This window comes from Paraburkholderia sp. MM5477-R1, from assembly GCF_050436385.1.
In the GTDB taxonomy this organism is placed as follows: domain Bacteria; phylum Pseudomonadota; class Gammaproteobacteria; order Burkholderiales; family Burkholderiaceae; genus Paraburkholderia; species Paraburkholderia tuberum.
The window spans coordinates 446,038-460,462 of record NZ_JBNDMC010000006.1 but is presented as its reverse complement, the minus strand read 5'-3'; the positions used below and the strand labels follow the sequence as shown (position 1 = coordinate 460,462).

Genomic DNA, 14,425 nt, shown 5'->3' with positions numbered 1-14,425 from the left:
TCTCCCGAAGTCAAGCTCGCGTGACTTGGCAAACTTCCACCGGCAGGTAACGGAGGGTCGTCGTGGCGGCAAGAACGATTCATCGCGCATCGTTAAGCACGTTGGCCGGCGGCGCGCGCGGTCGATTGACGATTCCGCTGACGACGCGGCACCAGCGACTCAACCCTTTCTGCATCCTCCATGCCATATGGCTCATGGGCCTGTCACCCGTGCCGGCATTGGCGCAGCAGACGGTGACTGAACGGCCCAATCTCTCCGGGAGCGAAACGATCGACACCCCCGCCAACAACGTCCTGTTTGTTGGCACCGATAACACGAGCACCAGCTTCTCCGGCACGATCAACAATGCTGGCGTTGCGAGCGATCCAACGTCGCAACAAGGCCAGTTTGTCAAAACGGGTGGCGGAACACTGACGATCGACGGCGCAAGGATCCGGGGGGGCTCCGCATTCGTGATTGGCGGTGGACTGGCGGCGACGAGCAGCGACGCCGCCATCGACTATCTTTCGCTGGGCCTGGGCAATGCCCCAACTCTTCCCGGATCGACGTCGTCTGGCACGTTGAACGTGAGCGGCGGCACGCTCACGTTCAACTCCGCGCTCCAGGTCGGCGACTTCGGCGGCACGGGCACGGTTACGCAGACTGCGGGCAACGTCGTCTTCGGTATGCCGGGCACGCCGGTGTCGCTGAACATCGGCAACCAGGGCGGTACGGGCACCTACAACCTGGCGGGCGGAACGGTCACATTCGGCAACAGCACCACCGACTTCATGACGCTCGGCCGCAATACGCAAGGCAACCCGAGCAGCGGCACGCTCAATCTGAGCGGCGGCACCTTCGACGTGGCTGATGGGACGCTGTTCATCGGCTCGAACGTCACGTCCACGGGTAGCCAGGGCACCGGTACGATCAACCAGACCGGCGGTACCCTTGCAATCGGCAGCGCGTCGAGACTGTTCCTCGCGGCGGCCGGCAACGGCACGTATAACCTGTCGGGCGGCACACTGCAGATTGGCGGAAGTTCGCTGTTCGGCGACTTCAACAATCTGGGTGGCACCTATGCATTCAATCTCGGTGGAGGAACGATACAGGTGGTGGGTTCGGCGCTGAGCGCAGGCGTCAACGCAACGCTGGTCGGAGGCACGACGTCGACCATCGACACCAACGGCATGGGCGCGACATGGTCCGGCGTGCTCTCCGGAAGCGGGGCACTGGCCAAGGCCGGCAACGGCGTGCTCACACTGACCAATGCGAATACCTATACCGGCACGACGACCATCTCTGCTGGCACGCTGGCGCTGACGGGAAGCGGCAGCATCAATTTGACCAGCGGGATGTTAAACAACGGCACCTTCGATATTTCGGGCGTCACAACCACTCCGATTCCGGGGGTCGCGACGGGCGTCGTGCCGCTGCCGAACCTGTCGGGCAGCGGCACCGTGATCGACGGCACGAACATACTGGTGGTTGGCACCGATAACACGAGCACCAGCTTCTCCGGCACGATCATCAATGCCGGCACGGCGAGCGACGCGCTGCAAGGCATCTTCGTCAAGACTGGCGCAGGGACGTTCACGATCAACGGTGCGCGGATTCAGGGCGGCTCGGCTTTTGTGGTGGGCGGTGGACTAGCGGTCTCCAGCGGCAGCACCGCGATCGACTATCTTTCGCTGGGCCTCGGCAATACCCTCGCGACGCAGGTCCCCGGATCGACGTCGTCTGGCACGTTGAACGTGAGCGGCGGCACGCTCACATTCAACTCCGCGCTCCAGGTCGGTGACTTCGGCGGCACGGGCACGGTTACGCAGACTGCGGGCAACGTCGTCTTCGGTATGCCGGGCACGCCGGTGTCGCTGAACATCGGCAACCAGGGCGGTACGGGCACCTACAACCTGGCGGGCGGAACGGTCACATTCGGCAACAGCACCACCGACTTCATGACGCTCGGCCGCAATACGCAAGGCAACCCGAGCAGCGGCACGCTCAATCTGAGCGGCGGCACCTTCGACGTGGCTGATGGGACGCTGTTCATCGGCTCGAACGTCGTGTCCTCGGGTAGCCAGGGCACCGGTACGATCAACCAGACCGGCGGTACCCTTGCAATCGGCAGCGCGTCGAGACTGTTCCTCGCGGCGGCCGGCAACGGCACGTATAACCTGTCGGGCGGCACGCTGCAGATTGGGGGAAGTTCGCTGTTCGGCGACTTCAACAATCTGGGTGGCACCTATGCATTCAATCTCGGTGGAGGAACGATACAGGTGGTGGGTTCGGCGCTGAGCGCAGGCGTCAACGCAACGCTGGTCGGAGGCACGACGTCGACCATCGACACCAACGGCATGGGCGCGACATGGTCCGGCGTGCTCTCCGGAAGCGGGGCACTGGCCAAGGCCGGCAACGGCGTGCTCACGTTATCCGGCCAGAACACCTTTACTGGTCCGACCAACGTTCGCAATGGCGTGCTCAATCTGACCGGCTCGTTGCAGTCGCCGGTCAATGTGGAGGCGAACGGAACCCTGGGCGGTACAGGAACGGACTTGAACACCGTCACCAATGCCGGAACGGTTGAGCCGGGCTTCGGGCTCCCGGCAGGGCAATTCGGTGCGATGACTGTCAAAAATTTCGTGGGTGCCGGCGGCACGCTCGCGCTGCGCACGTTCCTCGGTCTGGATGGCTCGCCGTCGGACAGACTCATCATCAACGGCGGCAGCGCCGATCCTTCAGCCGTACGTATCACGAATGCAGGCGGCTCCGGTGGATTGACGACGGGGAACGGCATTCTCGTCGTCGAGACAACCAACGGCGGCACCACGGCGTCGGACGCCTTTGCGCTCGTCGGCGAGGCGCGCGGTGGCGCCGAAGACTATCGTTTGTTTCGCGGTGGCGTCAACAGCAGCAATCCCGAGGACTGGTTTCTGCGCTCGTCGTTCGTCGTGCCGCCCCCGCCGGAGGGAGGCGAAGAGGAACCGGGAACTGGACCTGGCACCGAGCCCCCACCGGATCCGCTGCCGCCAGGCGTCTACCCGATCATCGGGCCGGAACTGGCCACCTATGGCGTAGTTCAACCGGTCGCCCGGCAGATGGGTGTCGAGATGCTCGGGACGCTCCATGAGCGCATCGGCGACACGCTCACGACGGAGAGCGGCGGCGCGGGCGGCTCGGGCTGGGCAAGCTCCGCCTGGGGACGCGTGTTCGGCGGCCAGATCGACAACCGCTACGAGGCTTACGCCGATCCGCGCGTGAGCGGCGGAGTCGGAGGCGTGCAGACCGGTCTCGACGTATGGCGTGGAAGCGTCTGGCCCGGTCATCGCGACGCTGCAGGCGTCTACTTTGCATACGGCTACGGCAGTGCAGATGTCAATGGCCTGGTCACCAACGCAGCGGCAACCGGATACACGCTGGAGCACACCGGCTCAATGCATCTGAATGCATATACAGGCGGAGGCTACTGGACGGACTACGGCCCCAGTGGCTGGTATGTCGATGCGGTTGTGCAGGGTACGCACTACGACGGCTCCGCGACCACTCAGTTTGCGAATCTGCCGGTCCGGGGTACGGGCTTCGCGACATCACTCGAGGGGGGCTATCCGATCCCGCTGCCGCTCGGCCCGGGTTTCGAGCTGGAGCCGCAGGCGCAGATCATCTGGCAGCACGTGTCGTTCTCCGACGCGAACGATGGTCTGGGTGAAGTCTCCCTCGGCTCCACTTCGGGTGCGAGTGGCCGCCTCGGCGTGCGCGGGAAGTGGACCATCGAAGGCAGCCAGGGAGCGGTGTGGCAGCCGTATGTGCGTGCCAACCTGTGGCGGGATTTCAATGCCCAGGCCACCACGACCTTCGCCAATGACCGGGTGCCGCTGAATGTGCAGGCCACGCGACTGGAACTCGCCGGCGGTGTCACCGCCAGGCTCAAGGAGCGGCTGAACCTTTACGGACAGTTCGGCTACCAGTTCGCCGTGAGTGGAGACAGCAATGTCCGCCGTAGCGGCGTCGCGGGCGATCTCGGCGTGCGCTACCAATGGTAGGGCCTCTAAAGTGCAAGGTGTCCTGCATCCCGACCTTCCAGGTCGTGGATGCACAAATGTAGGCAGGCAAAGGAGACTTATAACTGCCTTGCCGGTCCTGATATCAAGAGTCGACTTCGGTCGAGAAGTCGTCAGCGATCGCCCCGGCGACTGGCCGAAGTGCATCAAAAACAGCCTCAGCATGCGGAAGCCGTCGACCGGCAGCAGCGGATCGAGCCTGCATGAAAACGCGTTGATCGCCTGAACTGGATCAACTCATTCAGCATGGGTGACCGGATGAAGCTTTAGTGCAGCGTGTAGAGAGTCTGCGGCCCCTCGGCATAGAGGGTCATGGCGACCTTCAGGATCTCATTGCGATTCCGGTCGAAGGAGGCCAGCACCTCGGCTTCGTCAGTACCGAGGGCGGAGTCGAAATGCTTCAGTACGCGGTCTTCCACAAAGAAGGTAATCTCGCGTGCTTTGTCGTATCCCCAGAACCACACGCCATGCCTGATCCCATCATAGCTGCGGCTGGGGTTGGAAAAACTGAGTGCCATGTGTCGTCCTTCGTTCTATGCCTCAGATGGACCGGATTGCACGCTCACTACCTGCGCGGCGCGCTCCCGCTAGTGCGGATCGCCTTTCATGCTTTCGGCTTCCATCGCGGCATGCAATTCCTCATACGCCTCGATTGGTTCCATGTCCTGATCGACGAACGCGGCTGCGCGCTCAGCGGCGCTCGACGCGTCGCTCGGGATATCGCTCTCGCTGTCGTCTTCGGTACTTGGCGGCAGCAGCATGTCCTCAAGCATCCCACGCAACTCGGGAGTATTCCATGGCTTGCCCAGCTTGGCCTTCCTGTTCAGGTAATGACGAATTTCCGAGTCTTGCTCGGCCGTGAGCGGAAGCCCACGAAAAGTGGGGTCCGAGTGGTGATGGATCATGATGCACCTCCCGAAGCGGTTTGCGCCTTCAATGTGGAGATATCAATTTACTGCGGTGAACGTTACAAGTTGCATGTGATCGCTGTGCCGCGTGTCCGCGGCCAACCGATTTACGTCTTCTTCTTGGCGACACCTTCGTTCGCAACCCGCGAACGAACCGTGCTGAACGGCTTTGCCGGCACTGACGGCTTCGCGGGTTGCTTGGGCTTTTTCGCTTCGCGAGTGCTGCGTAATTGACTCTTGGCCATGGTGTTGCTCCTGATGCGTTGCGTGAGAAGGTGGTACCCCCAGCATACGCGCTTAGTTTGGTCGCGGCGTCAAAATGAACTGATGTGGAGGGTCGCTACGCGGAAAACCGACAGGGTTGGCCCATTTTAGCGAAGTGCAGCCGCCACGGCCTCGTCAATCTGCAGCGCAAAGCGCGCTTCAACATCGGGCACCGTGTAGCCAATTGACAGTTCCAGATACGCGTCGCCTAGCACCAACTGAACGAATGTCGCTGCCCGCAATACAGCAGTCGATTCGTCAAATCGCTTTCGCAGAATTTTTGCCGCGAAGGCACGTACGACCTTTGCGCCATTTTCGTAAAACACCTGGCCGAGTTCCGGAAGACGCTCGGCCTCAGCGACGATGGCCCGGTAAAGCCGCAGGTAATCCGGCACGATAAGGCTTCGTGCCAGCAACCACCCCAACTCGTGCAACTCGACTTCGGGTGATCCATCGGATTGCTCGTCCTGAGCCCCGGCAAGAAGTCCACCCACCTGAGCGCACATCGAACTCACCAGACCAATGAAGAGCGCCTCCTTCGACTTGAAGTGGCGGTAGACCGTCTGTTTGCCGACGCCAGCGGCCGCGGCGACATCGTCCATTGTTGCCAGGCCGAAACCTTGGCTTAAAAAAACGGTTCTCGCGCCTTCGAGGATGGCGGACCGCTTACGGCGTTGCAGCGGGCTCAGGTCGGGGAGAGAGGGTGTGTTCATCCCAGATAAATAACAGATCGCCAAGTAGTTGACAAGACTGGTCAGTCTCGTTTAGATTTGTCAAAACGAGACCGGTAAGTCTCGTTCGTGTGACTTATCAACTTCGCAGGCAATCATCGAGGGGAACGCTATGGAACTGTTCATGACAGGTGGTACTGGCTACATCGGGCAAGCGGTCGCGCGCAAGGCAATCAGCCGCGGCCATCAGGTGACGGCGCTGGTGCGCCAGGACAGGTCGGCTGCTGCCAGCGCGCTGGCAGATCTCGGCGTGAAACTGCATTCCGGCGACCTGCGCGAGCCACAGTCTTTCGCTGCGACTGCCGGTGCCGCCGAGGGCGTGGTGCACATGGCGTCGACCAATGATGCTTCCGCCGGTGCAGTTGATGAGGCTGCGGCTGTAGCGATGCTTTCGCATTTGCAGCCGGGCGCGGCGTTTGTCTATACGTCGGGCACCTGGGTCTACGGCAATACGGAGGGGGAGCCCGCGACTGAAGCTTCGGCGCTGAACCCGACACCACTCATCGCCTGGCGGCCCGCAGTGGAGCAACATGTGCGGGCGCTAGCGGCGAGCCGCTCGATTGCCGCGGTGATTCTCAGGCCGGCGATGGTGCACGGCTACGGCGGTGGCGTCTTCGGCATGCTTGCCGGGATGGTCCGTCAGACCGGCAGTGTGAGGGTCGTCGGCGATGGTCGCGATCACTGGCCTGCCGTTCACGTCGACGATCTCGCCACGGCTTACCTGAGCGCGGTGGAGCAGGCGGCAAGCGGGGACGGTCGGGTCACGGGACAGATCTTCAACGTGGTCGCGGAAGATGCCGTTGCCGTTGCCGAAATGGGTGAAGCGATTCGGGCCTCGGTCGGCGCCGATCGCGTCGAACTCTGGTCGCTCGACGATGCTCGCAAATCGCTTGGACTGTTCGCTGACGCACTGGCGCTCGACCAGACAGTAAGCGGCCAGCATGCCCGCCGAGTTCTTGCGTGGGAGCCCCATGGCCCCGGCCTGATTGCGGACCTCTCTGCACAAAAACACTTTCAGCAAATCAACGGAGCATGACGATGGTGTGGAACAGTGCGTCTTTAGAATCGATCCTCGCGACGATCGTAGCGGTTCTGTTCGCGGTTGCTGGGATGGTCAATCTCGCAAGACCCGGCGCTGTGAAGCGCGACTTCGCACGCTGGGGTTATCCGGCATGGTTTCAGTGGCTCTGTGGCGCTCTCGAGTTGTTGACTGCGGCACTTCTTGCTGGACGACAAACCAGAGTCTTAGGCCTAACCCTGGCCGGTGCGATCATGATCGGTGCGCTCTTCACGTTGCTACGAAATCGGGAACCGTTCCGGCATCTCGCCCCGGCGCTGATCTTCTCGGCTCTCATTGTGGCTACTGTGGCGGTCCGCGGTTGAGGCTTCCTTGCCACCGGGCGAGTGAGCCCGGGACGCTAACAGGCCGTGCGGGCAATCCGTGCTGCAGGTACTTGAAATACGCGCACGGATAGCTGCATTGGAGCAACTCCAGTTTGATCGCGTGCGTCATGCGTCCGCTTTTTGTAGCGATGGCTGGGCGCTCCGGGTCGCCTGCCGCAGATCGCCGCTTTACGTGCCACGGGAAACGGTCCCTCATGCATGGGGCAGCGCGCGGCCACTACCGGCCATTCGTGGCGCATATCCCCGGCGTGGAAGATGGGATCGGAGACTCGCCCGACGTGCCAGAGCTGGGAGACGATCAGACCGCCGGCTGCGTGAACCGCAGAGGTCACCTCCTTCCAGCCCGCGACCTGCTTTTCCGTCCAGATGCCCGCGCGCGACGAGCGGGCGCTCGGGCGCCTTCAGTGCGGCGCCGGAGCGTCGAGATAGACGCCTGCCGACAACCCGGCCTTCACCTGCCGCGTGAACTCGTCGGTGGACACTTCCTCCGCCCCTGCCTCGATCGCGTCGTATGCCTGACGCACGACGTCGGCCGGCGTCGCCTTCGGCACTTCCAGCCCGCGCGTCAGATCCGTATCGATAAAACCGGCATGCAGCCCGACCACCTGCGTGTGCTGCTCGCGCAGCGAGTGACGCAGGCCGTTGGTCACCGCCCACGCGGCCGACTTCGACACGCCATAAGCCGCGAGAATCGGCCGGTTTATCCAGCTCGCAACAGACAGTACGTTCAGGATCGCGCCGCCGCCGTTGCCGGCAAGTTTGCCCGCGAACGCCTGCGACATCGACAGCATCCCGAACACGTTGGTGTCGAAGTGATCGCGTAACGCGTCGAGCGCGCCGTCGTCCGTCAGACTGCCGAGCCGCGCGATGCCCGCGTTGTTGATCAGAAGCGTGACGTCGCCCGCCGCGTCGGCGGCAGCGGCCACGGCCGCCGGATCGGTCACGTCAAGCTTCACGGGCACGACGCCCGGCAGCGTTACGCTGGCCGGATCGCGCGCGCCCGCATAGACCTTGCGCGCTCCTCTTTCGAGCGCCTGCTTCGCGAACTCAAGGCCAAGCCCGCGGTTCGCACCCGTCACGAAAACAACAGCACCTTCGATCTTCATATCTCATCCTTTCGCATGAGCGAATCGCATGGGCGCCGGTTCGCAGCGCGCGTGAAATCCGGAGAAAACAAACCTGCCCTTGCGTACCGAACCGTTGCGCCGCCGAACGGCGCCAACGTCCGCCGCCCGCCGGCATCAAAGAACCGCGATCAACCTGGACTGCCATCCGTGCCACGCCGGCGTTGCTTCGCGTTATGCGCGAAAGTCGGCTACACTCATGTCAATGTCGATCACCATCGTCTTACGGCGCATTGTGTCGACGTAATTACGGCATGTCAATGGTGATCGACATTGTGTTTTTCAATCGACGCGATCGCTTGTATAAGGGAGAGATCGATGGGGGTGTCACGACAGCAGGCCGCCGAGAACCGCAGCGCGATCGTCGCGGCCGCCGAGCGGCTTTTCCGGGTACGCGGAGTCGATGCCGTGGGGCTGACGGAGTTGATGAAGGAAGCCGGTTTTAGCCAGGGTGGCTTCTACAACCACTTCAAGTCGAAGGATGCGCTGGTCACCGCGGTCATGGAAAAGGCGATGCAAGACTACGCGGATTCGCCAAACGGCGGCAGCCTGGGGAAGCAGGCGGCACGCTACCTGTCCGCCTCGCACCGCGACAACGTCAAAGCAGGGTGCCCGCTGTCCGGCTTCGCTGGCGACGCTCCGCGGATGACCGACGCGGCGCGTGCGTCCTACGCGCGCGGCCTCGCCACGTATCTCGACCGGCTTGCAGCCATGATCGCCACGGAAGGCGCGACGACGGAACAAACCCGTCGCGATGCGATTGCAGCGTTCAGTCAGATGGTCGGGGCGCTCGTGCTGTCGCGTGCGATCGCAGGCGCCGATCCGGCCTTCGCCGACGAAATCCTCGACGCGGGGCGGCGCACGCTCGTCGACGCGCTCGACGACCCGGTCACGCCGGACAGCGGGCGCCGCAGCAGGTCGGATGGCTGATACGCCGCCTGCGGCCCCGGGGGCCCTGCGTGGGAATGCGTAGGTCGGCGGGGGGCGTCCAACGTGAAGTTGCCTTCAACATTGACAATCCGGCGGACGTATCCTGGATATGCGTGTGCAAACAGCATCGCGATCGATCCGCCGATCGAGTGACCAACGACATCAACACGTCTTGCTCCGAAGCGTGCGTCAACGAACCCGCGAATATGCTCGACTTGCGCGAGTAAGGAAATCTGCTCGAACGGGACGGACCGATGCTTTCCATAGCCGAGCAAATCGGGGGAGGCGTGCTTGGGTTCGTATTGCCATACGTCCAAGGTTCCGATGAAGCCGTGAATGAAAATGACGGGCGGGTCGTTCTTCATATCGGTCGTCCTCTCTTCGTCATCAAGTTCTTCGAGTTCAAGCAAATGAGTCCGATCGTGGTCAAGTAACTCACGCACGAGTTCTTCGAGAGTCATGCGCCGCACACCATCGCGGAGCCCGCAACGCATAAGCTGCTCCGCTCGCAACCCAGATTGAATGGCACATGAACCGGATTCTGGACGGCGTCCACTCTTCGTCAGCCTATGACACGACGACTGTAAATTCGACCCCTGATTCAAAGTCCAGCGTCGTGGTCGAAAAGCGCGGATCGTCGTCGAGGTAGTGCTTGTATGGCCGAACGGCGTCCTCGGCGGTGTACATGTTGTCGGCGAGAACGATAGATCCCGGGCATAGCAGGCGCTCAATCTGCTTGAACAGATTCAGATAGGTGTTGGCCCAGACGTCGATAAACACCATGTCGAAAGTGCCGTCCAGTTCGGAAACGGTCTGGAAGACGTCGCCCTCCCGCAGGTCAACATAAGCGTCTACGCCCGCCGTTCTGACGTGGGCCCGAAGTTGTGCGCACTTAACAGCATCGAGTTCAGTCGCTACAACCGTCCCACTGCCTAACGTGCGAAGGGCCTCGGCGAAATACAGCGTGGACACGCCGCAGGAACTGCCGAGCTCGAGGATTCGAGCCGGCCTGTGCGAAAGCACCATGTTGCGTAAGAACCGTCCCGTTTCCGCTGACACGGCTAACGATAGAGCAGTGCCTTGCGAGGATTCGAAATCCTCGCTCGATAGCCCGAGCGTTTCGAAAAACCGTCCACGGAGTCGAGGTACGAGCGTTTCGTATTCCTCCGCGAGACTCAGAAACTCCTCGCTCGATCCCTGAAATTGCGCCTGTGCGCGGGCTATCACTTCTGTCTGGCTCTGTTCGTGAAGCTGTCGCAGAAGATCCGTGGTTGATGAAGCCATGTGCGCTCCTTGAGGAGATCGATAATACTGACCACTGCGCCAGGCGGCCTGCGCTTTTCTTAAAACGCGTAACGCTATGCCGTTCTGGCGAGCTTGATCGCGCGTTCAGGGCACGCCGTCACACAAAGACCGCACGACCTGCAGGCGTACGCGTTCGGTGTGTAGGCGACTTTCATTCCATGCACGCGTAGCTTGAGGCGGTGCATCAAATCGAGGCTGAGATAATCGACGTCATCGATGCGCCGGATCTCAAACACATTCTCAGGGCAGACCTCCAGGCAATCGCCCTTGCCTTCGCAACGTTTCAGGTCGACGACTGGCGCAATCACGCCCGGCTTCTGTTTGCAGTCGCCCGTTGATTTCTCGCGCATGGTCAATCTCCCGCGGGCCGGTCGCGGCCCGATCGCCATGCCGTCTGGAAATGCTCCCGTTCTTCGGGCGTCATCGCTTCCCATTTGCGCCAGTGACGCCGTTCGCGCCAGCCGCCGTGTCCGCGGAATCCGCCAAACAGGATGCGGCTCAAAACCAGCAAGCCCAACGCGTGCGCGAAGTCGATCGCACGGGCGCCAACGAATAGCGCCGGAATCACCCAATTCCATAGCGTCATGACCACCCATCCGAGCACGCCTATGGCGACCACCACCAGCAGCGCTTTGCCCACACATCTGATTCGAAACTTCATCCCTCGACTCCTCTATATATCCAGTTCGTCATAAATGGCCTGCAGTCGGGCGCGCAGATGCAAGACCGCGTAGCGTTTGCGCGCGAGCAGCGTATTGAGCGTGACACCGCTTTCCGCCGCCATGTCTTTGAAGGGCCGCCCCTCCAACTCGTGCGCGATAAATACTTCACGTTGATTCGGCGGCAACTCATCGAGCGCATCCTGCAAGGCCTTGAGCAATACAGCGCGAGCGTAAAGCGCTTCGGGGCCTGCATCGTGCGCCGGCAGGGCGAGGTCGAGGCGATACTCACCGGTGGTCTCGTCCTCGGCCTCAGACAGATCGGTCAGCGGTTGCTCCTTCTTCTTGCGAAAACGATCGATGATGCGATTGCGCGCGGCACGGAAAAGCCACGCGCTCGCCTGTTCGATCGGAGCGGGAAGCCGGTAAGCCTGCACGAATTCGTGGAACACATCCTGCAGGATGTCTTCGGCGTCGTCCGGGTCGCGTATTCGACGCCGGATAAAATTGACGAGCCTCGTGCGCTCACGCACCACGGTGGCGGTGATGTCGCTGTCTCGGTCGGTCATCGGGTGCGAGGTGGGTGGCGGTTCCATGCGCCTGAAGACGTTTCAGGAGCGCGAATATTGTGGTGAGCGCGAAAAATCTTTCCTTGAGCAACTGCCGGTTCGCTTGAGGCAGTGCGTGACAAGGTTGTGACCATGGATTGACCGGAAGACGTGGGTGCGTTTCCGTGGCGATGCCGCGAAATCCAACCAACGTCCATAAGACCGACACCCAATCCAGGCATAACCGCGTTCGTTTCAGAGAGAGCCGCCGCAACGACAACCGCGCATGTAAGTAGAATCGTCAACATTCGGCCCGGCATTTAATGGCCGTTCCCAATTGGCGAGACACGGCGATGAAGGTAACGATTGCGTACATCGAAGAACCCCCGTTCGGTTGGACGGAAGCAGATAGTACCCCCACGGGCGCTGACATCGATCTGGCCGACGCGGTTCTTCGGGCGATCGGCGTAACCCGGATCGAGCATCATCCGACGTCGTTTAGTGAACTCCTGCCCGGCGTTGAAGCAGGCAGGTGGGATATGAACGTTCCGCTGTTCGTCACACGCGAACGCGCCAATATGGTCGCGTTCAGCGTCCCGGTATGGGGGATCGCAGACGGTTTTCTGGTTCGGACTGGAAACCCGAAAGCGCTCGACAGCTACGTGTCGCTTGCCAAACGCGCTGATGCGCGCCTTGGCATCATAGCCGGACAGGTACAGCACGACTCAGCGAAAGCGTCTGGCGTAAGCGAGGACCAAATAGTCGTCTTCGAGCATCAGGCCGACGCTGTCGAAGCGGTTCTCTCTGGCGCCGTCGATGCGTATGCGAGCACGGCCTTGGGGAATCGGATCATTGCGAACCGGATCGGAGGCTCAATGCTCGAGGCTATCGAGCACGAACCGGGAACGAACGGCAAGCAGCAGAAGCCTCCGCTCGGGGCATTCTCGTTCAATAGAAGTAACAGCGATCTGATCCAGGCGGTAAACAAAGCCCTTTGTTCATATCTGGGCTCGCCAGATCATCGTGCTCGCATGGCGGAATTCGGCCTGACAAACAACGAGATCGATCCCGCTCTCGCGGGTCGAGTACAAGACGGGCGTCGGCCAGGTCTGGTGCTCAACCGCGCGTGAATGTGATGATCATCACACGCACTGCTCAGGCGCACATCGCCCCGCATAAGCAATATCGTTGAGCAACGCGTCCCACTGGCGGATGTACTCGTCGTAGTACCGCCGCTCTCGCATCAAGAGCGGCGCTTCTCAATTGCGCGCTTAGCGCTACATTCCAATGCTCATCCCGCCGCCCGCGCTTGTGCCGGTGTTCGTGCCCGTGTTCGTACCTGAGCTCGACGTCGTATTCAGATCGATTCTTCCGTAGACGCCATCGGCTTCGTCATTCGGCCCCGCCGCGAAGAAGAGCGTGCTGGAAGGCTGATTGCTGAGATCGTTGCCGAATGCGATGCCCCACACGCCCTGCTCGACGATCGGACTGCCGTTCGGCCCACTGATCTGTCCCATCGACTGACCGCTCGACGCGTTGAACGCATTGATCATGCCATCGCCGAAATTGCCGATCAGTATTGCGCCGCTCATCGAGCCGAAGTTCCCGGGCGCTTGCGCAATGCCCCACGGCGCGTTCAACGGACCGCTTGTCGCGAAGCGTTGCTTCAGGTTGCCTGCGGTGTCGTACACATCGACCATGCCGAGCCCCGCGCCCGGGACATCGTCGTGTTTGGCTGCGTCTTGCATCGCGTAGGTGACGAACAGATTCGAGCCGATCGCCTGAATGCCGAACGGCGCGAAGCCGGCTGGAATCGCCGGGTCCGTGAAGGCGCCGGGCATCGCGACCTTCGTGAACGAGGTATCGAAGACGTCGATCTTGTCGTTATGGAAGTCCGTCGCGTAAAGGAAGTTGCCGTTGTTCATCGCGGCGAGCGCGAGACCCTTGTAGACGGCGCCGCCCGTACCGTCGTCGTACATGACGAACGCATTGGTCGGCCCTACGGCGGGCGCCCAGGCGGTGATGGTGCCGCCTTCGCCCGTGAAGATGAACGCAGCGACTCCAGACTTGCCGTTTTCCGTGACGCGGAAGCTTTGTGTTCCATTGAAAACGATGCCCGTGGGCGATGCGGAGCCGTTCTTGCCGTCGGGTATCGTAACGACCAGCGATTGCGGCACGCCATTGCCGTCATAGAGCGTCGCGACGTTGGTGCCGTTGTCCGCGACCCAGACGAAACCTTTGGGATTGAAGGCCACGCCCCAAGGGTTTTTCAGATTAGCGTCGGTGTGTGCAGCGGGCACCGCGCCATCGGATACGAGGGCCGTCGCTGCGAATGACGACTGGACGGGTGGGCTCGCGCTGCTCGAACTCGAACCACTGCCGCCACCGCCGCCGCATGACATCAGAGTCGCGACGGCCGCGCCGCATGCAACGACGCCGAATAGAGCGAGTAGAGACTTCATGACCGCACTCCTTGTTCTGCCCAAAGGACTTAACGGTCAATGAACGAGAACGG

The 14,425-nt window shown here is 61.7% G+C and carries 15 protein-coding genes and 3 pseudogenes; 6 read left to right on the top strand and 12 right to left on the bottom strand.

Annotated elements, in window-relative coordinates:
* The first annotated feature begins 62 nt into the window (after positions 1-62).
* Positions 63-4,019 carry an autotransporter outer membrane beta-barrel domain-containing protein gene (locus OKW35_RS20460; protein WP_429552990.1) on the top strand — a complete coding sequence of 1,319 codons (3,957 nt, stop codon included), beginning with the start codon at positions 63-65 and terminating at the stop codon, positions 4,017-4,019.
* Positions 4,020-4,303: 284 nt separating this feature from the next.
* Here the strand turns inward: OKW35_RS20460 and OKW35_RS20455 are convergent, their stop codons facing one another.
* Together OKW35_RS20455 and OKW35_RS20450 are read right to left on the bottom strand one after the other, a co-directional pair.
* Entirely contained in the window at positions 4,304-4,555 is a 252-nt protein-coding gene (locus OKW35_RS20455) for a DUF1488 domain-containing protein (protein ID WP_018425166.1), read from the bottom strand.
* A gap of 69 nt (positions 4,556-4,624) precedes the next feature.
* The gene (locus OKW35_RS20450) at positions 4,625-4,942 is read right to left on the bottom strand and encodes a hypothetical protein (RefSeq protein ID WP_184055060.1); all 318 of its coding nucleotides are present in this window, start codon (positions 4,940-4,942) and stop codon (positions 4,625-4,627) included.
* Between OKW35_RS20450 and OKW35_RS20445 the strand changes: the two genes are divergently transcribed.
* Entirely contained in the window at positions 4,934-5,179 is a 246-nt protein-coding gene (locus OKW35_RS20445) for a hypothetical protein (RefSeq protein WP_429334639.1), read from the top strand. The two genes, OKW35_RS20450 and OKW35_RS20445, sit on opposite strands and share 9 nt — an antisense overlap.
* A 137-nt stretch (positions 5,180-5,316) precedes the next feature.
* Here OKW35_RS20445 and OKW35_RS20440 read toward each other — a convergent pair whose 3' ends face one another.
* Positions 5,317-5,922 carry a TetR/AcrR family transcriptional regulator gene (locus OKW35_RS20440; protein ID WP_429352877.1) on the bottom strand — a complete coding sequence of 202 codons (606 nt, stop codon included), beginning with the start codon at positions 5,920-5,922 and terminating at the stop codon, positions 5,317-5,319.
* A 130-nt stretch (positions 5,923-6,052) separates the two neighbouring features.
* On the opposite strand from OKW35_RS20440, the gene OKW35_RS20435 reads away from it, so the two are divergent.
* Positions 6,053-6,976 carry an NAD-dependent epimerase/dehydratase family protein gene (locus OKW35_RS20435; RefSeq protein WP_187627221.1) on the top strand — a complete coding sequence of 308 codons (924 nt, stop codon included), beginning with the start codon at positions 6,053-6,055 and terminating at the stop codon, positions 6,974-6,976.
* 2 nt (positions 6,977-6,978) lie between these two features.
* Entirely contained in the window at positions 6,979-7,323 is a 345-nt protein-coding gene (locus OKW35_RS20430; RefSeq protein WP_429493072.1) for a DoxX family protein, read from the top strand.
* Between the two features lie 257 nt (positions 7,324-7,580).
* Here the strand turns inward: OKW35_RS20430 and OKW35_RS20425 are convergent.
* Both OKW35_RS20425 and OKW35_RS20420 read right to left on the bottom strand, forming a co-directional pair.
* Positions 7,581-7,715: pseudogene (locus OKW35_RS20425) on the bottom strand (alkene reductase); the annotation flags it as partial.
* Positions 7,716-7,745: 30 nt separating this feature from the next.
* A complete protein-coding gene (locus tag OKW35_RS20420; RefSeq protein ID WP_429552989.1) occupies positions 7,746-8,450 on the bottom strand; it encodes an SDR family oxidoreductase in 705 nt (234 codons plus the stop codon).
* Between the two features lie 336 nt (positions 8,451-8,786).
* On the opposite strand from OKW35_RS20420, the gene OKW35_RS20415 reads away from it, so the two are divergent.
* Positions 8,787-9,398: a TetR/AcrR family transcriptional regulator gene (locus OKW35_RS20415; RefSeq protein ID WP_429552988.1), complete on the top strand. Its 612-nt coding sequence runs from the start codon at positions 8,787-8,789 to the stop codon at positions 9,396-9,398.
* Positions 9,399-9,454: 56 nt separating this feature from the next.
* On the opposite strand, the pseudogene OKW35_RS20410 reads toward OKW35_RS20415, so the two are convergent.
* The 6 genes and pseudogenes from OKW35_RS20410 to OKW35_RS20385 all read right to left on the bottom strand — a co-directional run.
* Positions 9,455-9,763: pseudogene (locus OKW35_RS20410) on the bottom strand (alpha/beta fold hydrolase); the annotation flags it as partial.
* 24 nt (positions 9,764-9,787) lie between these two features.
* Positions 9,788-9,904: pseudogene (locus tag OKW35_RS20405) on the bottom strand (DinB family protein); the annotation flags it as partial.
* Positions 9,905-9,965: 61 nt separating this feature from the next.
* Complete coding sequence (locus OKW35_RS20400) at positions 9,966-10,682, bottom strand: O-methyltransferase (RefSeq protein ID WP_429552987.1); 717 nt, start codon at positions 10,680-10,682, stop codon at positions 9,966-9,968.
* Positions 10,683-10,756: 74 nt separating this feature from the next.
* Positions 10,757-11,053, bottom strand: a complete 297-nt coding sequence (locus tag OKW35_RS20395; RefSeq protein WP_429552986.1) for a 4Fe-4S dicluster domain-containing protein — start codon at positions 11,051-11,053, stop codon at positions 10,757-10,759.
* Between the two features lie 2 nt (positions 11,054-11,055).
* Positions 11,056-11,364 carry a hypothetical protein gene (locus OKW35_RS20390; protein ID WP_429552985.1) on the bottom strand — a complete coding sequence of 103 codons (309 nt, stop codon included), beginning with the start codon at positions 11,362-11,364 and terminating at the stop codon, positions 11,056-11,058.
* Between the two features lie 12 nt (positions 11,365-11,376).
* Entirely contained in the window at positions 11,377-11,958 is a 582-nt protein-coding gene (locus OKW35_RS20385) for an RNA polymerase sigma factor (protein ID WP_429552984.1), read from the bottom strand.
* A gap of 305 nt (positions 11,959-12,263) precedes the next feature.
* Here OKW35_RS20385 and OKW35_RS20380 point away from each other — a divergent pair, with 305 nt between their 5' ends.
* The gene (locus OKW35_RS20380) at positions 12,264-13,040 is read left to right on the top strand and encodes a transporter substrate-binding domain-containing protein (RefSeq protein ID WP_429552983.1); all 777 of its coding nucleotides are present in this window, start codon (positions 12,264-12,266) and stop codon (positions 13,038-13,040) included.
* Between the two features lie 147 nt (positions 13,041-13,187).
* On the opposite strand, the gene OKW35_RS20375 is transcribed toward OKW35_RS20380, so the two are convergent.
* On the bottom strand, positions 13,188-14,372 hold the full coding sequence (locus OKW35_RS20375; protein WP_429404036.1) for a TIGR03118 family protein: 1,185 nt from the start codon (positions 14,370-14,372) through the stop codon (positions 13,188-13,190).
* Positions 14,373-14,425 lie beyond the last annotated feature (53 nt).